The sequence below is a fragment of the Salinifilum aidingensis genome (assembly GCF_054782015.1).
In genome coordinates this window covers 366296-387555 of the sequence record NZ_BAAGTH010000003.1, presented here as the reverse complement: position 1 = coordinate 387555, position 21260 = coordinate 366296, and the positions used below count along the sequence as shown (strand labels likewise).

17 protein-coding genes are annotated in these 21260 nt (G+C 75.3%); 7 read left to right on the top strand and 10 right to left on the bottom strand.

Annotated elements, in window-relative coordinates:
• Positions 1-183 precede the first annotated feature (183 nt).
• Positions 184-2688 (top strand): DEAD/DEAH box helicase, encoded by a 2505-nt coding sequence (locus ACYVJE_RS06860; RefSeq protein ID WP_461143759.1) that lies wholly within the window; start codon positions 184-186, stop codon positions 2686-2688.
• 138 nt (positions 2689-2826) lie between these two features.
• On the opposite strand, the gene ACYVJE_RS06855 is transcribed toward ACYVJE_RS06860, so the two are convergent.
• The 8 genes from ACYVJE_RS06855 to ssd all read right to left on the bottom strand — a co-directional run bounded on the left by ACYVJE_RS06855 (position 2827) and on the right by ssd (position 9241).
• The gene (locus ACYVJE_RS06855; protein ID WP_461143758.1) at positions 2827-3525 is read right to left on the bottom strand and encodes a bifunctional DNA primase/polymerase; all 699 of its coding nucleotides are present in this window, start codon (positions 3523-3525) and stop codon (positions 2827-2829) included.
• A gap of 266 nt (positions 3526-3791) precedes the next feature.
• Entirely contained in the window at positions 3792-4265 is a 474-nt protein-coding gene (locus ACYVJE_RS06850) for an Rv3654c family TadE-like protein (protein WP_461143757.1), read from the bottom strand.
• Positions 4266-4406: 141 nt separating this feature from the next.
• Positions 4407-4766: a TadE family type IV pilus minor pilin gene (locus ACYVJE_RS06845; RefSeq protein ID WP_461143756.1), complete on the bottom strand. Its 360-nt coding sequence runs from the start codon at positions 4764-4766 to the stop codon at positions 4407-4409.
• Positions 4763-5041 carry a DUF4244 domain-containing protein gene (locus ACYVJE_RS06840; protein WP_461143755.1) on the bottom strand — a complete coding sequence of 93 codons (279 nt, stop codon included), beginning with the start codon at positions 5039-5041 and terminating at the stop codon, positions 4763-4765. The genes ACYVJE_RS06845 and ACYVJE_RS06840 overlap by 4 nt, the downstream gene beginning before the upstream one ends.
• 75 nt (positions 5042-5116) lie before the next feature.
• A complete protein-coding gene (locus tag ACYVJE_RS06835; RefSeq protein ID WP_461143754.1) occupies positions 5117-5827 on the bottom strand; it encodes a type II secretion system F family protein in 711 nt (236 codons plus the stop codon).
• Positions 5824-6672 carry a type II secretion system F family protein gene (locus ACYVJE_RS06830; protein WP_459158003.1) on the bottom strand — a complete coding sequence of 283 codons (849 nt, stop codon included), beginning with the start codon at positions 6670-6672 and terminating at the stop codon, positions 5824-5826. The genes ACYVJE_RS06835 and ACYVJE_RS06830 overlap by 4 nt, the downstream gene beginning before the upstream one ends.
• Positions 6666-7913, bottom strand: coding sequence for a TadA family conjugal transfer-associated ATPase (locus ACYVJE_RS06825; protein ID WP_461143753.1), 1248 nt, complete (start codon positions 7911-7913; stop codon positions 6666-6668). Before ACYVJE_RS06825 ends, ACYVJE_RS06830 begins: the two co-directional genes overlap by 7 nt.
• A gap of 221 nt (positions 7914-8134) precedes the next feature.
• Positions 8135-9241: a septum site-determining protein Ssd gene (ssd, locus tag ACYVJE_RS06820; RefSeq protein WP_461143752.1), complete on the bottom strand. Its 1107-nt coding sequence runs from the start codon at positions 9239-9241 to the stop codon at positions 8135-8137.
• 273 nt (positions 9242-9514) lie between these two features.
• On the opposite strand from ssd, the gene ACYVJE_RS06815 reads away from it, so the two are divergent.
• From ACYVJE_RS06815 to ACYVJE_RS06795, 5 genes are all read left to right on the top strand, one after another.
• Positions 9515-10342: an HAD-IB family hydrolase gene (locus tag ACYVJE_RS06815; RefSeq protein ID WP_459158000.1), complete on the top strand. Its 828-nt coding sequence runs from the start codon at positions 9515-9517 to the stop codon at positions 10340-10342.
• Between the two features lie 828 nt (positions 10343-11170).
• Entirely contained in the window at positions 11171-12940 is a 1770-nt protein-coding gene (locus tag ACYVJE_RS06810; RefSeq protein WP_461143751.1) for a glycoside hydrolase family 3 protein, read from the top strand.
• Positions 12941-12945: 5 nt separating this feature from the next.
• Positions 12946-14181 (top strand): exo-beta-N-acetylmuramidase NamZ family protein, encoded by a 1236-nt coding sequence (locus ACYVJE_RS06805; RefSeq protein WP_461143796.1) that lies wholly within the window; start codon positions 12946-12948, stop codon positions 14179-14181.
• Between the two features lie 9 nt (positions 14182-14190).
• Complete coding sequence (locus ACYVJE_RS06800; protein ID WP_461143750.1) at positions 14191-15915, top strand: serine hydrolase domain-containing protein; 1725 nt, start codon at positions 14191-14193, stop codon at positions 15913-15915.
• Between the two features lie 107 nt (positions 15916-16022).
• Positions 16023-16937, top strand: a complete 915-nt coding sequence (locus ACYVJE_RS06795; RefSeq protein WP_459157997.1) for an N-acetylmuramic acid 6-phosphate etherase — start codon at positions 16023-16025, stop codon at positions 16935-16937.
• A gap of 15 nt (positions 16938-16952) precedes the next feature.
• Here the strand turns inward: ACYVJE_RS06795 and ACYVJE_RS06790 are convergent, their stop codons facing one another.
• Positions 16953-17906 carry a nucleoside hydrolase gene (locus tag ACYVJE_RS06790; RefSeq protein ID WP_459157996.1) on the bottom strand — a complete coding sequence of 318 codons (954 nt, stop codon included), beginning with the start codon at positions 17904-17906 and terminating at the stop codon, positions 16953-16955.
• 189 nt (positions 17907-18095) lie between these two features.
• Positions 18096-18839 carry a Fic family protein gene (locus ACYVJE_RS06785; RefSeq protein WP_461143749.1) on the bottom strand — a complete coding sequence of 248 codons (744 nt, stop codon included), beginning with the start codon at positions 18837-18839 and terminating at the stop codon, positions 18096-18098.
• A 330-nt stretch (positions 18840-19169) separates the two neighbouring features.
• Between ACYVJE_RS06785 and acs the strand changes: the two genes are divergently transcribed.
• Positions 19170-21155, top strand: a complete 1986-nt coding sequence (gene acs, locus ACYVJE_RS06780) for an acetate--CoA ligase (protein WP_461143748.1) — start codon at positions 19170-19172, stop codon at positions 21153-21155.
• Positions 21156-21260 lie beyond the last annotated feature (105 nt).

Genomic DNA, 21260 nt, shown 5'->3' with positions numbered 1-21260 from the left:
GAGGTATCGAGGGCCGCTCCGCGTGTCCGCGGAGGCTCGGACAGCGCGTCCGCACCCCCGCAGCGCCGGCCCGCACCGATCCCGCCGCGGCGCGAACAATGCCGGATCGAGTGAGTTCCCGCGGCCCGCACCGGCCGCCCGGCGCCGCACACCGCGCACCCCCGCTGTGCGAGGCTGCTGACCGTGCGCACAACCAGCGACGAACACGGCCGGCGGTTACTGGACCGCGTCCTCGCGGGGGCCCGCGCCGAGGACACCGCCGAGGCGGAGGGCCCGCTGCGCCACGTCGCCGACCTCCCCCCGCGCCCCGCCCGCCACGCCGACTGGCCGGACTGGGCGCCCGCCGAACTCGTCGACGCGCTGAACGCCCGCGGCACCGCACGCCCCTGGACCCACCAGCGCGCCGGCGCGGACACCGCCCGGGCCGGGCAGCACGCCGTCATCGCCACCGGGACCGCGTCCGGCAAATCCCTCGCGTACCAGCTGCCGATCCTCTCCGCCCTGCACGACGACGAGGCGGCCACGGCGCTGTACCTGGCCCCCACCAAGGCCCTCGCCGCCGACCAGCTGCGCGGCGCCCGCGAACTCGACCTGCCCGGAACCCGGCCCGCCGCCTACGACGGGGACACCCCGCGCGGCGAGCGCGACTGGGCCCGGGCGCACGGGCGGTGGATCTTCACCAACCCCGACATGCTGCACCACGGCGTCCTCCCGGGGCACCAGCGCTGGGCGCGGTTCCTGCGCAACCTGCGCTACGTCGTCATCGACGAGTGCCACGGCTACCGCGGCGTGTTCGGCTCCCACGTGGCGCTGCTGCTGCGCCGCCTGCGCCGCGTGGCCCGGCACTACGGCGCCGAACCGGTGTTCGTGCTCGCCTCGGCCACCGTGGCCCGGCCCGAGGAGATGGCCGCGCGGCTGACCGGCGTCGACTGCACCGCGATCACCGAGGACGGATCACCCCGGGGACAGCGGACCGTGGCCTTCTGGGAACCCCCGCTGCTGCCCGACGTCACCGGGGAGAACGGCGCACCGGTGCGCCGCGGGTCCGGCACCGAGGCCGCGCGGCTGATGACCGATCTCGTCGTCGAGGACGCGCGGACCCTCGCGTTCGTGCGCTCCCGGCGCGGCGTGGAGACCGCCGCGCTCACCGCGCGCCGCGCGCTGGGCGAGGTGGCACCGGAACTGCCCGAACGCGTCGCCTCCTACCGCGGCGGCTACCTGCCGGAGGAGCGCCGCGCGCTCGAGCAGGCGCTCGTCTCCGGCGAGCTCCGCGCCGTGGCCACGACGAACGCGCTCGAGCTCGGCGTGGACATCGCCGGGCTCGACGCCGTGCTCATCGCCGGCTACCCCGGAACGCTCGCCTCCTTCTGGCAGCAGGCCGGACGCGCCGGCCGCGAAGGGGCCGGGGCGCTGGTCGTCTTCATCGCCCGGGACGAACCGCTGGACACCTACCTCGTCGGCAATCCGGGCGCGATCCTGGACCGCCCGGTGGAAACCACCGTGCTCGACCCGACCAACCCGTACGTCCTCGAACCGCACGTGGTCTGCGCCGCCGCGGAGCTGCCGCTCGGGCGGGAGGACCTGGCCGTCCTCGGCGGGGAGGCCGCGGAGTCCGCGGTGTCCGCGCTCACCGCCGACGGGGTGCTGCGCGCCCGCCCCCGCGGGTGGTTCTGGACCAGCCGGAAACGACCGCACGGCGACGTCGAACTGCGCGGCACCGGTGGGCAGCCCGTCGCCGTCGTGGAAGCCGACACGGGGCGGATGCTCGGCACCGTCGACCCCGGATCGGCCTGCTCCACGGTGCACGAGGGCGCGGTCTACCTGCACCGCGGCGAGTCCTTCGTCGTCGACGAGCTCGACCTCGACGAGGGCATCGCCCTGGTGCACGCGGAGAATCCGGAGTGGACCACCTCGCCGCGGGAGACCACCGACATCTCCGTGCTGCGCACCGTGGACAGCCGCGTCCCCCGCCGCGATGCGCGCGCGGGGGCGAGCGCCGGGGAGGGCGCCCGCAGCGCGGCCGCGCCGGAGGGCAGCGCCGGTGGGGGCGGTGCCGCCGCGGACAGCGTCACCGAGGAGGGCGCCGCCGGGAGGAGCGCCGCCGGGGAGGGCGCGGTCGCGGTGAGCCTCGGCGAGGTCGACGTCACCTCGCAGGTGGTGGGCTACTTGCGGAAGCTGCCGTCCGGCGAGGTGCTCGACCAGGTGGCGCTCGACCTGCCGGAGCAGACCCTGCGCACCCGAGCCGTCTGGTACAGCGTTCCCCAGGAGCTGTTGATGAGCAGCGCGCCGGGGGGCGCCGGTCTGGAACCGGCGCGCCTCCCCGGCGCGCTGCATGCCGCCGAGCACGCGGCGATCGGCCTGCTACCGCTGTTCGCGACCTGTGACCGCTGGGACATCGGCGGAGTGTCCACCGCCGTGCATCCGGACACCGGGGAGGCAACGGTGTTCGTGCACGACGGGCATCCGGGCGGTGCCGGATTCGCCGATCGCGCTTACGCAGCGATCGTCCCGTGGTTGGCCGCGACGCGGGAGGCGATCGCCTCCTGCGAGTGCCCGGCCGGCTGCCCGTCCTGCGTTCAGTCGCCGAAGTGCGGAAACGGCAACGAACCGCTGGACAAGGCAGGGGCAGTGGCCGTCCTCGACACGGTGCTGGCCGCTTGGGGAGAGCCGGTCGCGTCCGGGGGTTGAGTCACCGGTGTGCGGCTCCGTGGCCGTTGCGGCGGAATGAGCACGGGAGGGGAAGCGCGTTCATCCCGCATCGGCCACGTCGGGGGTGAGCCGGGTGCGCGGTGTCATCGGCGACTCACGCGACCGACCGGCCCCCCGTCAGCGACCTGCCATGAGGAGGTCGACCACATCGGTGGCCTGTTCTGTTGTGGATGGGTTCATGGCCGCGCACAGCGCGTTGCGCACGTACTCCGCGGAGGGCAGCTGCCACCCGCACAGCTCCGGCTGGACGCGCCAGTGCACGACCCCGTGCGGGAAAGCACTGGGAGGCAGGGGGATCCAGCTGCCGCCCCCGTGGATGCCGATCCGCTCATCCCGTTCCTCGGCCAGCTCGTCCAGCAGGTGCCCGACGAGCTCCTCGTCGCGGGTGAGGAAGTACCACCGGCCCAGCGGGTTCGCCGCGATCGGCGCCGGCGAACCGGCGGCGCGCAGGTACCCCGCGGCGCGGCGGCCGAGATCGGCGTCGACCTCGAACGCGTTGGCCCCCCGCCCGGTGGCCAGCAGCAGGCTGTACGGACGTTCCGCCCACCACTCGGCCAGTTCGGTCGCGGACAGCTCGGGGAAACCCGCCCAGTCCGCGTGCACCGGCTCCGGGAGGCCGGCCCGGCTGCTTCCCGCCGGGGAACCGGGGTTCCCGCGCCGCTCGCCGTGCTGCGGGAGGGTTCCCGGCCGGATCGCCCAACCGCGCGTCGCCAGTTCGATGGCCTGGACGCGCAGCTCGATCCGGTCCGAGGTCAGCCCGGCCGGGGATGCCGGGACGCTGCGGACGGCGTGCTGCCACTCCGCCGACGAATCCATGTCTTCCAGCCTCCTTGCGCGAAAGCGCACCCCGCCGGTGGTTCGACGCCCCGCGTGGTGCCGGGGCGGCGTCGGGGAACCACCTCGCTGCGACGTCGTTGTCGCACCTTCCAACGGCGTGCCCACACCCTTACTGAACGGCATCGGCCCCGGGCCTGTGTAGAGGCCCATCGACGACCGGTCGGGTTCCCGCGACGAATGCGCCCGGCCGCTCAGACGCGCCGAAGAGGCGCACCGCGGTTCAGCGGCGGAGCACTCACCGCTCATCACGGCCTCCTCGGCGTCCGCGACCGTTCATCGTCGTCACCCGCCCGCTCGTCGTGGCCGCGGCGGTGCCCGCCCGGTCTGCCGTGCGGTGCACCTTCGGGCCCTCCGATCGGCTGCGCCCGCACCGGTCCGGCTCGCGCTCGCGCGCCGATCAGGCCCCAGTCTCCACCCGAGGAGCCCCGCCCACCGCGCACGTGCACCCGCGCGTCCCGAGAGGACACCGAGCACTCGGTGAGCACTCCGCCCATCCGGTCCACCACCCCCGCCGCCCGCGCGCAGGCCAGTTCGGGCCCGAACGGGGCGTGCGCCGCCGCGGCGATCGCGGCCAGGTCGGCCGCCCCCGCGATGCGGTGGCGCTGCCACAGCGCCGCGGCCGCGTGCAGCACGAGCACGAGAACACCCGCCATCGCGAGGGCGAGCACCGCGGCGACGACCGTGGCCGCGCCGCGGTCCCCGCGCAGCGTCACCTTCACCTGCAGCACACTCCTTCCGTTGCAGTACGCGTGGCACCGCGCCCGCGCCGACGCGAGCGCGGTGCGGGCCTGCGGTGCGGGGCTGCCGTGCAGGCCCCGTGGTGCGGGGCCGCAACTGCCCGGACGGGCCCGCCCGCCGCGCTACGGGGAGGGCGCACCCGGTTCCCGGGCCGCCACGGCCTCGGCGGTCACGCGCAGGTCCAGCACCCCGGTGGGCGCTGGTACCACCACCTCGGCCCGCACGTACTCGACATCGCCGGAGAAGCGGAGGCTCGCCCCTTCCGGAGCGAGCTGCGCGAGCGCCGCGTGCGCGCGCTCGCGGTCCCCGCGCGCCGCCATCCGCGCCGCCTCGACGGCGGCGTCGGTGCACCGCAGCTGGGCGACGGCGGCGCCGACGCCCAGCAGGAGCAGCGCGAAAACCGCCACGACGGCGCAGATTCCCACCGCCGCTTCGACGGTGACCGCGCCGCGGTCGGAGCCCGCTGCTGCGCGGCGCGTCATACCGGCACGTCCTGCAAGCCGCGCTCGATCAGGGAGGTCACCGCATCCCGCACGCCGTCGCTGGTGACAACCGCGTAGAGCACGGAGGCGAAGGCCGCCGCGGCGATGGTCCCCATCGCGTACTCCGCGGTGCTCATGCCCGCGTCCCCGCGCAGCGCACCCGCCGCGGCGCGCACCGCGGACCGCCACCCGGCGATGATCGTCCACAGCGGACGGATGCGTGCCTCCGCCGCGGAGCGGTGGATCCACCTCGCGCTGCGCGAACGCGCGCGCACAACGCGCACTCCACGCACATCCCGAACGTTCACCTCGTCCTCCTCTTCGGACTCCTCGTCACGACCTTCGAGCTCTCACAGCTCACCCACGCGTCGAAGCATGCCCAGCACCGTGGGAGCGATGCCGAGGCAGAAGAAGCTCGGCAGGAAGCACAGCCCCAGCGGGGCAGAGACCCACACGGCGGCGCGCCGCGCGCGGGCGTGCTCGCCGTCGTGCGCACGCGCCCGGGCGCGTGCGGCGAGCTCGGTGACCACCGCGGCCAGCGGACTCCCGGTGCGCGCGGTGCGCCGCGCCGCGCGGGCGATCTCCGCCGTGTCGCGGCACCGCAACGCCGGTTCCCACGCCTCGGCCGCGTCCGCTCCCAGCGCGATCCGCTCGGCCACGGCACCCAGCGCCCGGCGGGCGGGCCCGGCGAACTCCCGGGCCACCGCGGTCAGCGCCGCGGGCGCGCTCAGCCCCGCCCGCAGCGCGGCCGCGAACAACTCGTACCCCGTGGCCAGGTCCATCGGGCCGGTGCCCTCCTGCCGCCGCCGGGCCCTGCGGACCAGCGCGGCGCACGTCCCGCCGGCGACGAGCACCGCGAGCCCGACCGCGGGTCCCGCCGCCAGGGCCACCGCACCGAAGGAACCCCCCGCCGCGACCCCCAGCACGCGGCGGGGTGGAACCCCCGGTGCGCCCCGTCGCCTCCGCCCGGCCGGCGCCAGGCGCACCACCCGCCTGCGCACCGGCGCCTCCGGCACGAGCAGCAGGCCCACGCCCACCAGGGCTGCGCAGGCGGCGATCACGAGGCACCCGCCTCGGTCAGGCGCAGCGTCCACGCGGCACCGCAGCCGGCCAGCGCCACTCCGAGCACGAGCAGCAGCTGGCCCCAGGGCGTATCGCGGAGGACGGCGAGCGGCTCGGCGCCGGAGGCCTCGCCGAGCGCGAGGCCGAACACCGGCAGCACGGCCAGGACGAGCGCCGTCGCGCGCGGGCCCGCCATGTCCGCCTGCGCCCGGTGCTGGAACGCAGCGCGGTTCTCCAGGTCGCACCGCACCGCGTCGAGCAGTTCCGCCAGCCCCGCTCCGTGCCGTTCCGCCAACCGCCACGCCCGCGCCATGCTCGAGCACGGACCGCCGAGGGAGCCGGTGCGGTGCTCGGCGGCCAGGGCGGTGGGGACGTCCCCGCCGAGCCGCGCGGTCATCGCGATCTCGCGGAACAGCGCACCGGTGCGACCCGGGGACTCGGCCGCGACCCCTTCGGCCGCTCGGGCGGGGTGCGCGCCCGCCCGCAGCTGCGCGACGAACAGGTGCAGTCCCGCGGCCAGCTCCTCCCACCCGCGGCCTCGCCGGCGCTGCCGATCCCACGCGCGGTAGCAGTGCCCTCCGGCGCCGGCGGCGAGGAGCGCGGCGACCGCTCCACCTGCCCCCGCGGCCCAACCGCCGAGGAGCACCAGGGCAGCGGCGAGCGCGGCCGCCCCGCTCCGACGAGGACTGCCGCGGAACCACCGCAGCACCGGGAGACCCGCGCTGCGGGGAGGAGCGCCACCGGCCGCGCCCCGGCGGCGGAGAGCGGCGAGGCGCGAACGCGGTCCCCGGCCGGGCCAGCCGAGCAGCGCGAGCGCGGCGAGCGCGCAGGCCGCGGTCACCACCCCGCCTCCTCCGCCGTCGCCCCGGTGAAGGACGCCCGCTCACCGCCGAGCAGGTGCACCAGGTGCTCGCGCCCGGGCTGCCACCCGTCGTCGTGGCGCCACGCGGGTTGCACCTGCACCTGCCCACCGGTGCGCCGCACCACGCCGATCTCGGACAGGCAGCGCCCCGGTCGGGCAGCGCTGCCCTTCCGGACGTGCAGCACGAGGTGCACGGCGGGGCCGAGCTGGCTGTGCAGCGCCTCGCGGGAGAGCCCGCCGAGCGCGGCGAGCGCTTCCATCCGGGCGGGCACCTCGGCGGGGGAGTTGGCGTGCAGCGTTCCCGCGCCGCCCTCGTGGCCGGTGTTCAACGCGGCGAGCAGCTCGCACACCTCCGACCCGCGCACTTCCCCGACCACCACCCGGTCGGGCCGCATCCGCAGGGCCTGGCGCACGAGGTCGTGCAGGTGCACCCCGCCGACGCCCTCGACGTTCGCCGGGCGCGTCAGCAACCGCACCACGTGCGGGTGGCGCGGGTGGAGTTCGGCGGCCTCCTCCACGCTCACGATGCGCTCGTCCGCCGGAACCTCCCCGAGCATCGCGGCCAGCAGCGTGGTCTTGCCCGCCGCCGTGCCACCGACGACGAGGAAGGCCAGGCGTGCGGCGATGATGCGGCGCAGCACGCCGGTGATCACAGGGGGGAACATGCCCGCCGCGGCGAGCGCGTCGAGGTCGTGGTCCGCGGCGCGCAGCACCCGCAGCGACACGCAGGTCCCGGCGGCGGCCACGGGAGGCAGCACGGCGTGCAGACGCACGGGGCTGTCCGCGCGGCCCCGCGGCAACCAGGCGTCCACCCACGGCTGGGCGTCGTCGAGCCGGCGTCCGCTGGCGAGCGCCAGCCGCTGCGCCAGGCGCCGCACGCTCTCCTCGTCACCGAAGGCCACGTCCGCGCGCACGAGGCCGTGGCCGCGGTCGACCCAGACCTCGTCGGGGGCGGTGACGAGCACGTCGGTGACCGCGGGATCGCGCAGCAGCGGTTCGAGCGCACCGGCACCGAGGAACTCCTGGTGCACCCTCCGCAGCGCGGTGAGCACGTCGCCGTCGGCGACGAGACCGCGGGTCTCGGCCCGCACGGCCTCGGCGACCGAGTCGGGGGTCACCTCCTCTCCGCTGTCGACGATCCGGTTGCGCACGCGCTCCAGCAGCGCCTCGTCGATCGGCCCGGTCGTCGGGCCCGCTGCGGCGGTGGAAGGGATGGGGGACATGCCGTGCTCCGTGGAGGTCGCCACCGGCTGCCCGCGGCCTGGGCGGCCGCGGGCGGTACCGGCGGGGCGGGGGTGGACTCGGGGTTCGGAGTGGACTCGGGGTTCGGGGTGGGCTCGGGGACTGGGGAGGACCTCGCAGCCGGAACGCACCGGACCCGGTGGGGCCCGGAGCGGTGCCGGACGGCTCGGGCAGTGCCGACGGCTCGGGCGCCGCGGGCGACTCAGGCGGTCTGCCCGTCGACCTCGGCGTCGAGCAGGTCGAGCACCGCGGCCGCGCTGCGTGGTAACGGCCCGCGGGTGGACGCGGAGGAGGTGCCGATGCCGCGCCGGTCGGCGGCGGCCGCGAGTTCCGGCTGGTCGCGGATCACCGCGAGCGGCTCCACCCCCACCACCTGCCGCACGTCCCCGGCGCGCATCCCCGCGGCCGGCCCGGAGCGCACGAGCAGGCACGCGGGCGCGGAAGCGGCGCCGCGCACGCGCCCGAGCACCGCGGCCGCGGCCGCGCACGCGCGCAGCTCGGCCCGCGCGACGAGGCAGACCAGGTCGGCGTGCCGCAGCACGGCCTCCGCCGCGTCCGCGAGGTGGCGGGAGACGTCGCAGACGACGGTGTCGCCGGCCTGCCGCGCCGCGCCGAGCACGGACCGCGCGGCCGCGGCGGTGAACCCGGAGTCCGGGTTCTCGCGGTCGCAGGCGAGCACGGCCAGCGTGCCGGCCCCGAGCTGCTGCGCGGGCAGCGCCTCGTGCAGGGTCCCCGCGGTGACGCGTCCGCTGCCGATGCTGACGTCGCCCCAGCGCAGTCCGGGCACGTCCTCCCAGCCGAGGACGACGTCGAGGCCGCCGCCGACGGGGTCGCCGTCGAGGAGCAGCACCCGGCCGCCCCGCCGCGCCGCGGTCGCGGCGGTCTCCGCCGCCAGCAACGAGGCCCCGGCCCCGCCGGACCCCCCGAGCACGGCCAGCACGCGGCCGACTGCCGCGGGGCCGGCGGAGCCGTCCGCCTCCGGTGGCGCGGTGAGCAGGTCGACGACGCGGTGCTCCTCGCTCGCCAGGTCGACCACGTCCTGCGCGCCGAGGGCGAAGGCCGCCTGCCACGTCCCCTCCGCCGGTGCCCGGACCAGGAGGTAGACCTCGCGCCTGCAGGGCAGCCCCGACTCCAGCGCGGCCCGTGCGGCCGGCTCGTCCAGCAGCACGCGTGGCGCGGTCGCCCAGGAGCCCTCCACTGTGGCGGGTTCGGCGGCGGTGCGCGCGGCGGTGCCGCAGGCCGCGGCGATCCGTTCGAGCTCGCAGCGCAGCTCGTCGTCGGCGGCGATGATGAGCGGGGTGGGCGTCATGGTGTCGGCCTTTCGGTGTTCGCCGGTGGCTCGGTTCCGCGAGCGCTGCGATCACCGTGACCGGGTTTTCCCGCTGCGCCAAGCACCCTCAGCGCTACTTGTGGACAACTCGGACCCCTGTGGACGAGGTGCCGGTTCCAGCCCGGATTGTTCCCCCGTTCCGGGGTTCAGCACACCGGTGAACCACACCCCTCGGACGGGCGAACGAGCGGCATCGGCGGCACGGCGGCGCAGTGCGGCACGTTCGCGCCCGCCGGCCCGTATGCTGTCCGCGTGACGGAGTCCGCGAACCCCCCGCCCGCACCGGAAAGCCACGTGGCGGCCTTCTTCGACCTGGACAAGACCGTGATCGCGAAGTCGAGCACGCTCGCGTTCAGCCGCCCGTTCTTCCAGGAAGGACTCATCAACCGCCGCGCGGTGCTCAAGAGCGCCTACGCCCAGTTCGTGTTCATGCTGGCCGGTGCGGACGCCGACCAGATGGACCGGATGCGCGCGCACATCACGTCGCTGTGCGCCGGCTGGGAGGTGGAGCAGGTCAGCGCGATCGTGGAGGAAACGCTCAACGACATCGTCGACCCGCTGGTCTACAAGGAGGCGACCCAGCTGATCGACGAGCACCACGAGGCCGGTCACGCGGTGGTCGTGCTCTCAGCCTCCGGCCAGGAGGTCGTCGCACCGGTGGCCACGATGCTCGGCGCCGACCACTGGGCGGGCACGCGCATGGTCGTGGCGGACGGCCGCTACACCGGGGAGATCGAGTTCTACTGCTCCGGGGAGAACAAGGCCCGCGCGGCGCGGGAGCTCGCCCGGCAGCAGGGCTACGACCTCGACGCCTGCCACGCCTACAGCGACTCGATCAGCGACATGCCGCTGCTCGAGGCGGTGGGGCACCCGACCGTGGTGAATCCGGACCGGGCGCTGCGCCGCGAAGGGGTGCAGCGCGGCTGGCCCTCGCTCACGTTCGACCACCCGGTGTCGCTGCGCGCCCGCCTGCCCACCCCGTCCCGCACCGCGGTGACCGCCGCGGGCGTCGGCATGGGCGCGGTCGCCGCGGCGGGCGCGGCCTGGTGGGGGCTGCGCCAGTGGCGCAAGCGCCGCTGACCACCCCGGACGGGCTCTCCCGGACGAGCATTCCCGGACGAGCACGAACACCACCGGAGGAGCCCTACCGGGTGATCACGACACGTGCGCGCGCGAACTCTTGCAGTAACCGCTGCGGGCGCTCCACAATGAGGGTGCGGACCCTGCAGGCCAGGGACGTTACGGAGGAGAAGTGACGTCTCCCCCTCGCAGGCTCCGCACGCGAGCAGCCGGTGAACCCACGCGCTGCCCCCACAAGGAGGCGAGTCGTTCAACGGGGTTGCGTACCGGGACGCCGGACGCCTAGCCCACAACGGTACGACCGAGTCAGCAGCTTGGTAACCCGGTTCCTCGCGTGGAGGTGGCGCCCGTCCCCGGGACGGGCGCCACCGCATGTCGGCCCCCGTTCGGGGCACCCTTCCGGGCACCGCGCCCCGATCCCACCGGAGCCCGGCCCCCGAACCCGGCCTCCGGGAAGCCTCCGCCCTCCGCGACCCGACCCCGCGCGTCCCGGTGCGGCCGCGTCGGGACGGCACCGCCGAGGCCGAGCGGGACCGCCCGCGTGGCGCGTTGTCGCCACGTCCGCCGTGTCGCGTTGACCGACTTCCGCGCGGTGGGTAGTTTTTCGGATCCGCAGAGTGATCGTTCGTGCACACCGGGTTCGCACGCCCCGGGTTCGTGCACGGCGGGTCTCCGCGGCACCGGCAGGGCGGCCCCGCCGCCCGACCCCCGGAGCGGGAACCCGGCGGCACTCCGCACCTGCTGCCCGCTCCGGTCGTTGACCAGCCCCGTCGTTGGCCAACCCGGTTGTTGACCGGCCCGGTCGTTGACCAGCGCAAGGAGGCCGCCGTGCCCCGGACCATCGGCCGCCGCACCATCGTGCTCGGAGCAGCCGCAGCAGCGGGCTCAGCCGTCACGGCCTCCACCTACCCCCGATCGCAGGCCGCCCGATCGAGTGCCGCGGATCTGGTGCGGGACATGACCCTGGACGAGAAGATCGGGCAGCTGTTCGTCGTCCCCGCCTACGGGCGGGACGCGCACGGCCCGCACCCGGACAACCGCGCGGAGTTCGGTGTGGACACACCCGCCGAGGTCGTCCGCACCTACCACCCGGGCGGGCTGGTCCACTTCTCGTGGACCGACAGCCTGCGCACCCCGCGGCAGATCGCCGAGCTGTCCAACGGCACGCAACGGGCCGCGCTCGACTCCGGCGCCGGGATCGCCCTGCTGGCCTGCCTCGACCAGGAGCAGGGCGCGGTCACCCGGATCGGCCCGCCCGCGGCGCAGTTCCCCGGCAACATGGCCCTCGGGGCCTCGCGCAGCGCGGCGGACGCGACGCGCGCCGCCGAGGTGACCGGGGAGGAGCTGCGGGCGATGGGCTTCAACCTGAACCTCGCCCCCAGCGGCGACGTCAACGTCAACCCGGCGAACCCCGTGATCGGGGTGCGCTCGTTCTCCGCCGACCCGGGCCTGGCCGCCGAGCTCACCGCCGCGCAGGTGCGCGGTTTCCACCGCGCCGGGATCGCCGACTCGGTCAAGCACTTCCCCGGGCACGGGGACACCGATGTGGACAGTCACACCGGGCTGCCGGTCATCGAGCACGACCGGCAGCAGTGGGAGGAGCTCGACGCACCGCCGTTCCGCCGCGCCATCGCCGCCGGTTCGGACTCGGTGATGAGCGGGCACCTGCTCGTGCCGAAGCTGGACGACTCGGGCGAACCCGCGACGCTCTCACCCGCGGTGCTGACCGGGATGCTGCGCGAGGAGCTCGGTTTCGGCGGAGTGGTGGTCACCGACTCGCTGCGGATGGACGGGGTGCGGCAGCAGCACCCGGACGCCGAGATCCCGGTCCTGGCGCTGCAGGCAGGTGCGGACGTGCTGCTGATGCCGATCGACCTGCGCCTGGCGATCGACGCGGTGCGCGCCGCCGTCCGCGACGGACGCCTGTCCGAGCAGCGCATCGACCGCAGCGTGCGCCGCGTGCTCGAGCTGAAACGGCGGCGCGGCGCGCTCGGCGACCCGTTCACCGATCCCGACCGCGCGGAGCGGTTCGTCGGAGCCGCGGAGCACGTGCGCACCGCGCAGGAGGTCACCGACCGCACGACGACGCTGCTGCGCAACGACGGCCTGGTGCTGCCGCTGGACCCGGTGCCGGGCAGCGTGCTGGTCACCGGGGCCGGCGGGTCGGCCACGCGCGCCCTCGCCGACCGGATCGCCGCCCGCGGGCCGCGCACCCGCGCGCAGGGCACCGGCCGCAACCCCGATCAGCAGCGCATCGACGCCGCCGCGCGGGCGGCGCGGCAGCACGAGGTGACCGTGGTGCTCACCAGCGGCGCCTGGGAGGACGACAACGCCGGGCAGCGTGACCTGCTGGCCGCGCTGGCCCGCACCTCGCGACCGGTGATCGCCGCCGCGGTCGAGGACCCGTACGACGCGGGCCACGACGAGCAGCTGCCCGCGTGGCTGGCGACCTTCTCGGACAAGGACGTGGCCGTGGAGGCGCTGACGCGCGTGCTGTTCGGTGAGCGCACCCCGCGGGGGCGGCTGCCCGTGGCCGTGCCGGACCCGCGGCGGCCCGGTGCGGACCGCTACCCGTTCGGCCACGGCCTGGGCTGGTGAGCGCCGTGGACGTCAACCGCAGGCACTTCGTCACCACCGCCGCGCTGGCCCCGGCCCTGCTCCCGGCCGCGAGCGGCGCGTCCGGGACCGCCTCCGCCGGCGCCGGGCCGGTGCGCACCGGGGCCGACGTGCTCGCGGCGCAGCACTGGCGCCCGCTGCGCGGGAACCGCGTCGGGGTGCTGACGAACCCCACCGGTGTGCTGTCCTCGCTGCAGCACGTCGTCGACGCGATGCACGAGCAGGACGTGCCCGTCGTCGCCGCGTTCGGCCCCGAGCACGGGTTCCGCGGCACCGGGCAGGCCGGGGAGTCGGAAGGCGACGCGCGGGATCCGCGCACGGGCCTGCCCGTCTACGACACCTACGGCTCCGACGCCGACGCGATGGCCCGGATGCTGCGCGAGGCGCGGGTGGAGCACCTCGTGTTCGACATCGCCGATGTCGGCGCCCGCTTCTACACCTACATCTGGACGATGTACACGGCCATGCGGGCGGCGAGCCGCGTGGGCGCGGCGTTCACCGTGCTCGACCGGCCGAACCCGATCGGCGACCGGGTCGCGGGGCCGCTGCTGGACCCGGCGTTCTCCTCCGGGGTGGGTCTGCTGCCGATCGCGCAGCAGCACGGCATGACCGCGGGCGAGCTGGCGCTGCTGTTCGACCGGGAGCACCTGCCGCGGCGCCTGGACCGGTTGGAGGTGGTGCGCGTTACCGGCTGGCACGGCCGCACCGCGGACACCGGCCTGCCGTGGGTCCCGCCGAGCCCGAACATGCCGGCCCGGAGCACCGCGGCGGTCTACCCGGGTACCGGGCTGTTCGAGGGCACGCTCCTGTCGGAGGGGCGCGGCACCACGACCCCGTTCGAGCTCGTCGGAGCCCCCGGCATCGACTGGCGCTGGGCGGAGGAGCTGAACGCCGCCGCCCCGCCCGGGGTGCGCTTCCAGGAGGCCTTCTTCGCGCCCGCGTTCTCCAAGCACGCCGACCGCACGTGCGGCGGGGTGCGGGTGCACCACGAGGGCGAGCCGCCCGCGGTGGACGCGGCCGTGGCCATGCTCGTGACCGCCCGGCGGCTCTACCCCGACGTGTTCGGCTGGCGCCCGGACCTGATGATCGACCTGCTGGCCGGGACCGACCGGCTGCGCCGCATGATCGACGCCGGTGCCGATGCGGCCGAGGTGGTCGGCTCGTGGCGCGAGGAGGAACGGCGGTTCCGCGACCAGCGGCGCCCGCACCTGCTGTACGACTGAGGAGGGGGCATGGCCGGAAGGCTGCGCGGGCTGCTCGTGCTGTCGGTGGCCGCGGTGGTGGTGTGCACGTCCGCGGCCGCACCCGGTGGCAGCGGCCGGTTCGACCGGCCCCGCCCGGGGTTCAGCCCGCCGACGACGGAGCTGCGGCCGGCGGAGCCAGCCGACGTGGGCATGGCCGCCGAGCCGCTGGACCGGGCCTTCGAGCGGCTGCGCGCGTGGACCGGCCCCACGCCGGACCGGCAGCACCCGATGTACGCGGGCGCGGTGGGGCTGGTGGCGCACGACGGGAGGATCGTGCGCCACGAGGCCAGCGGGTACGAGCTGCGCTACGCCGACGGCACGGGCAGGGAGCTGCCCCGCGGGCAGTGGGAGCCCGCCCGCCGCGGCACGATCTTCGACATCGCCTCGCTGACGAAGCTGTTCACCTCCATCACCGCGCTGCAGGAGGTGGAGCGCGGGAACATCCGGCTGGACGCCCCGGTGGCCGACTACCTGCCCGCGTTCGCCGAGCACGGCAAGCAGGACATCACCGTGCGGCAGCTGATGACGCACACCTCCGGGCTGCCCGCCGAGGTGCGGCTGTGGACGCTGCCACCGGAGGAGCGGGTCCCGGCGGTGCTGGGCATCCGGCCGGAGCACGAACCGGGCACGCACTACACCTACTCCGACCCGAACATGATCACGCTCGGGCTGCTGGTGGAACGGGTCTCGGGGCGTTCGCTCGACGAGGTGGTCGCCGAGCGCATCACCGGGCCGCTGGGCATGTCCGACACCGGCTACCGCCCCCCGGAACGGCTGCGGCACCGCATCGCCGCCACCGAGTACCAGCGCAACCCCGACCGGGGAATGGTGCGCGGCCGGGTGCACGACGAGAACGCCTGGTCGCTCGGCGGGGTCGCCGGGCACGCGGGCGTCTTCGCCAGCGCCCGCGACCTCGCCGTGCTCGGGCAGGCGCTGCTCAACGGGGGCACCTACGGCGGCCACCGCATCCTGTCCGAGGCCGGCGTCGAGGGCATGCTCGCCAACGAGAACACCGAGTTCCCCGGTTCGGCCCACGGCCTCGGGTTCGAGCTCGACCAGCGCTTCTACATGGGCGGGCTGAGCGGCCCGCGCACCGCCGGGCACACCGGTTTCACCGGCACCTCGCTCGTGCTCGACCGCGACTCGCGGACGGTGGCCGTGCTGCTGAGCAACCGCGTGCACCCCACCCGCGAGTGGGGATCGAACAGCCCGGCGCGGCGCGCCCTCGCGAGCGGGGTCGCCGAAGCGCTGGCCGTGCGCCCGCGGCACGGCGCGGACTCGTGGTTCGCCCGCCGGGACGGCGTGCTGCGCACCGCCGAGCTCGGGCCCGTGCGCGGCGACGTGGCGGTGCGGTTCGACGCGTTCGTGGACACCCAGCAGGACCCGGACGGCACCGATGCCCTGCGGCTCGAGGCCTCCGCGGACGGTCGGGACTGGCGGCCCGTGCCGCTGCGGGCGCGCGGCGGGGGCGCGCCGGCGGGGCCGACCGAGCAGCTGGCCGGCGCGGGCCACCGCTCCTGGTGGGAGGTGACCGGCCGGGTGCCCGCCGAGCGGGGCGAGAGGGTTCGGCTGCGCTGGCGCTACGTCACCGACGAGTCGTACTTCGGCCGGGGTGTCAACCTGGACGGGGTGCGGGTGCGCGACCGCGACCGGGTGCTCCTCGACTCCCCGGAGGAGCTGCGGCCGCAGGGCTGGATCCGCACGCCGCGCTGACCGCCGCGGCGGGCGGAGGCGGCTTGCGCTGCGCGGATCCCACCGGACAGAGTGGATCTCGCGGACGCGGGCGGCGCGTTTGCGAACGCGACGAGGAGGACCTGGCGATGAGCCAACGCGCACGGCTCGACATCCCGACCGAACGCGTCAATCCCCGGACCACCGACATCGACCTGCTGCCCACGCTGGAGGTCCTCCGACTGCTCAACTCCGAGGACCGCACCGTGCCCGAAGCCGTGGGCCACGCGCTGCCGGAGCTGGCGCACGCCGTGGACCGGGCGGTGGAGGCGCTGCGCGCCGGCGGGCGAGTGCACTACGTCGGTGCCGGCACCTCCGGCCGGCTGGCCGCGCTGGACGCGGCGGAGCTCGTGCCGACGTTCAACATCTCCCCGGACTGGTTCGTCGTGCACCAGGCGGGCGGTGCGCAGGCGCTGCACCGCCCGGTGGAGAACGCCGAGGACGACGAGGACGCGGGTGCGGCGAGCCTCCGCGAGGCCGCGGGCACCGGGGACTTCGTGCTCGGCCTGGCCGCCTCCGGGCGCACGCCGTTCGTGCTCGGGGCGTTGCGCGCGGCACGGGACCTCTCGCTGCGCACCGCGCTGGTCACGTCCAACCCGGACAGCCCGGGCCACGACATCGCCGAGACGGCGGTGGTCACCGCGACGGGTCCGGAGCCGATCGCCGGGTCGACCCGCATGAAGGCGGGCACCGCGCAGAAGCTCGTGCTCACTGCGTTCTCCACGGCGACGCTGATCCGCCTGGGTTACACGTACTCGAACCTCATGGTGAGCCTGCTGGCGACGAACGCGAAGCTGCGCGGCCGCACGCTGAGCATCCTGCGGGAGACCACCGACGCCTCGGAGCAGGAGTGCGCGGCCGCGCTGGACGCCGCCGAGGGTGACGTGAAGACCGCGCTGGTGCACCTGCTCGGGGACGTCGAGGTCACCCGCGCGGCCGAGCTGCTCGCCGAGCACGACGGGCACGTGCGCCACGCGCTCGCCGCGGCGGTCCGCGAGGACTGAGCCGGCCGGCACCGGTCAGGGCAGCTGCTGGGCCACCCGCGCGTAGGCGTCGGTGACGAGCTTCCAGAAGCGCGCCACGTCGATGCCGGTGGCCACGACGGCGTTGTGCCGTTCCGGCGGTTGCCCGGCGGAGCCGGCGTCCGGGTCGCGGAAGTCGACCACGGTCATGCCCGAGGTGTACCTGCCCTGGGTCTCCACGGCGACGTGGGCCGGCGCGGTCTCCAGCAGCCCCGGGTCGATCGCGTAGGCCACGGCGCACACGTCGTGCACCGGCGGCCCGCCGTCCCGGTACTCCTCGGCCGTGCCGTACAGGTCGAGGCTCGGGGTGATCAGCTCCGCGTCCAGCCGTCCGAGTTCGGCGAGCCCGGCGCGCACCTCGCCGGTGGCGCGGGCCTGCAGGGTCAGGTCGAGCCCGATCATGACCGGCTGCCAGGGCGCGTTGAACACCGCGGCGGCCGCTTCCGGGTCGGCGGCGATGTTGAACTCGGCGGCGGGCGTGTTGTTGCCGCGGGTGTAGGAGCCACCCATGAGCACGAACTCCCGCGCCCACTCGGCCACGCGCGGCTCCTTGGCCAGGGCCAGCGCGATGTTCGTCAGCGGGCCGACGGCCACGAGGCTGATCTCGCCGGGCGCGGCGGCGAGCGTGTCGATGATGAGGTCGACCGCGTGCTGCCCCACCGGGGCCGTGGTGGGCTCCGGCAGCACGGCGCCACCCAGGCCGGAGGTGCCGTGCACCTCCGAGGCGGTGCGCGGCGGCCGCACGAGCGGTACGCCCGCGCCGCGGGCGACGGGGGCGCCGCTGCCGAGGAAGTCGACCAGGCGCAGCGCGTTGTCCGTGGTGACCTCGATCGGCACGTTGCCGCCGACGGAGGTCACCCCGACGAGTTCCAGGTCGGGACTGCCGTGCGCCAGGGCCAGCGCCAGCGCGTCGTCGACCCCGGGGTCGCAGTCGATCAGGATCTTCTTCACCGTCGCGTCCTCCCTCGCCCCACCGGGGCCGTCTCTCCTCCCGCCGGCGCTTCCCACCTGCTCTTCCCACCGCGGGGTGGGGCCGTCGCCGCCGTCGTTCCGGGAACGTCCGTTCCGCGGTGCCGGTTCCTCGCCGGCACCCGGTCCCTCGCCGGCACCCGGTCCCTCGCCGTCATTCCGGGGTCGCCGTCATTCCGGGGTCGCCGCGTCCGCGATGGACCGCGCTTCGCGCGCACCGCTTTCCAGGGCGCTGCAGCAGTGCTCGATCCACGCGGCGACCTTGTCCGGCTCGCCGGTGGTGAAGCCCTGCGCGGCGTCGCCGTATTCCCGCTGCCGCCGGAAGTGGGCGACCTCGGGAACGACGAGCCCCTTCGGGTCGAGGCCGCTGCCGATCACGCACAGCCGCGCGGCCGCGCGGGCGATGACACCGGTGGTCGCGCCGAACGCGTCGAGCGCGAGCAGCTCCCCGTGCACCACCGCGGCGAACACGGGGCCGGGGCCCTGCGTCTCGGTGTCGGTGACGATCTCGGAGAGCAGGTCGAGCCGTTCGGAGACCTCCGGGTCGACCCGGGGCCGCCCGAGCTGGTCCGGGTCGCTGACGAGGTCCGCGGCGGCGAGCACGTGCATCCGGGCCAGCGCCTGCAGCGGGGCGCGCTGCCAGGTCGGCAGCAGCGTGCCGAGCGCTTCGGCCACGCGCAGGGACCCGGCCAGCAGCGGCTCGTCGACCGATCCGCTGTCCGGGATCTCGGCGGCGCCGCCGGCGACGGCGGCCGAGGCGCGCGCGGCGCGCACGGAGGCCTCGGCCGCCGTGGTGGGCCAGCCGCGCCGGTTCATCGGGTGCTCGTGCACCTCGTCGACGGCCGCGCGGGCGCGGGTGACGGCCTCGGCGACTCCGGGGAGCTCCGCGAGCGGAGCCAGCGATGGCTTGGGCACGTCCCTGCACGCTACCGGGCGGTGTTCGCACGACCGAGCTCCCCCGGTGAGCTCGTCCCCGGCCGAACGCGCCGGCTGACCGGTTCTGCGGCCCGTCCTGCCGGGTGGGTGCCCCGCGCGGACCGCCCCCGATGCCGCACCCGGGGCCGGGGCGGGCGGTGATATACACGCACCGCACCGCGGGCGCAGCGGGTCCCGCGGTGCGCCGATTGTCGGCTACGAGAAATTGGTCTGTACCAATTTTGGCTCGCCCCCTGTCGCCGTGCGCTCCATCGCATTACGGTGCTCATTGAACGAGGTGTCCCACCAGCCAGGGAGGTCTTGAAGGAGATGAGCCAACCCGACGGGCAGTCCAACAAGTTGGACAACCTGCTCTCCGAGAGCAGGACGTTTCCGCCACCGGCGGAGTTCGCGGCCCAGGCGAACCTCTCCGCGGAGGCCTACGCCGAGGCCGCCGCGGACCGGGAGGCGTTCTGGGCGAAGCAGGCCGAGCGGCTGCACTGGGACACGAAGTGGGAGCAGGTCCTCGACTGGTCCGGCGCGCCGTTCGCGAAGTGGTTCGCCGGCGGGCGGCTCAACGTCGCCTACAACTGCGTCGACCGCCACGTGGAGGCGGGCAACGGCGACCGCGTGGCCCTGTACTGGGAGGGCGAGCCGGGCGACTCCCGCACCGTGACCTACGCCGAGCTGCAGCGCGAGGTCTCCCGCGCGGCCAACGCCCTGGCCTCCCTCGGCATCGGCGCCGGCGACCGGGTCGCGATCTACCTGCCGATGCTGCCCGAGGCCGTGATCTCGATGCTGGCCTGCGCCCGCCTCGGCGCGCTGCACAGCGTCGTCTTCGGCGGCTTCTCCTCGGAGGCGCTGCGCACGCGCATCGACGACGCCTCGGCCAAGGTCGTCATCACCTGCGACGGGCAGTACCGGCGCGGCAAGCCCATGGCGTTGAAGCAGAACGTGGACGAGGCCGTGGCCGGCGCGGAGAGCGTCGAGCACGTGCTCGTGGTGCAGCGCACCGGCGAGGAAGTCGACTGGCAGGACGGCCGCGACCTGTGGTGGCACGACGTCGTGCCGCGCCAGTCGGAGCAGCACATCCCGGAGGCGTTCGACTCCGAGCACCCGTTGTTCATCCTCTACACCTCGGGCACCACCGGCAAGCCCAAGGGCATCCTGCACACCTCGGGCGGCTACCTCACGCAGGCCGCGTACACCCACCACGCGGTGTTCGACATCAAGCCCGACTCGGACGTGTACTGGTGCACCGCCGACATCGGCTGGGTCACCGGGCACACCTACATCGTCTACGGGCCGATGGCCAACGGCGCCACCCAGGTGCTCTACGAGGGCACGCCGAACACGCCGCACGAGGGCCGCCACTGGGAGGTCGTGGCCAAGTACGGCGTCTCGATCTACTACACCGCGCCGACGACGATCCGCACCTTCATGAAGTGGGGATCGGACATCCCCGAGCAGTACGACATGTCCTCGCTGCGGCTGCTGGGCACGGTCGGCGAACCCATCAACCCCGAGGCGTGGATGTGGTTCCGCCAGCACATCGGCGGCAACCGCTGCCCGATCGTGGACACCTGGTGGCAGACCGAGACCGGCGCGATCATGGTCTCGCCGCTGCCCGGGGTGACCGCGACGAAGCCGGGGTCGGCGCAGCAGCCGCTGCCGGGGATCTCCGCCGCGGTCGTCGACGAGTCCGGCAACAAGCTCGGCAACGGCGAGGGCGGCCTGCTCGTGCTGGACGAGCCGTGGCCGGGGATGCTGCGCGGCATCTGGGGCGACGACCAGCGGTTCCGCGACACCTACTGGTCCCGCTTCGCCGAGCAGGGCTACTACTTCGCCGGCGACGGCGCCAAGTACGACGAGGAAGGCGACCTGTGGCTGCTCGGTCGCGTGGACGACGTCATGAACGTCTCCGGCCACCGGATCTCCACCACCGAGGTCGAGTCGGCCCTGGTGTCGCACTCGAACGTGGCCGAGGCCGCCGTGGTCGGCGCCTCCGACGCCACCACCGGCCAGGGCATCGTGGCCTTCGTGATCCTGCGCGGCGGTGCCGACGACTCCGCCGCGGGCGACGCGGCCCTGGCGGAGCTGCGCGAGCACGTCTCCCGCGAGATCGGCCCGATCGCCAAGCCGCGGCAGATCATGGTCGTGCCGGAACTGCCCAAGACGCGCTCCGGCAAGATCATGCGGCGACTGCTGCGGGACGTGGCCGAGAACCGCGAGGTCGGCGACGTGTCCACGCTGGCCGACTCCTCGGTCATGGACCTCATCACCCAGGGGATGCAGTCCTCCTCGTCCGACGAGTGAGTCCGCACGGACGACCGCGGCGGGCCGATCGCACGGGTCGGCCCGCCGCGGTGCGCGTGCACCCGTCCGGCACCCCGGCGAGCACGTCCCCGCTCAGCGGGTCTC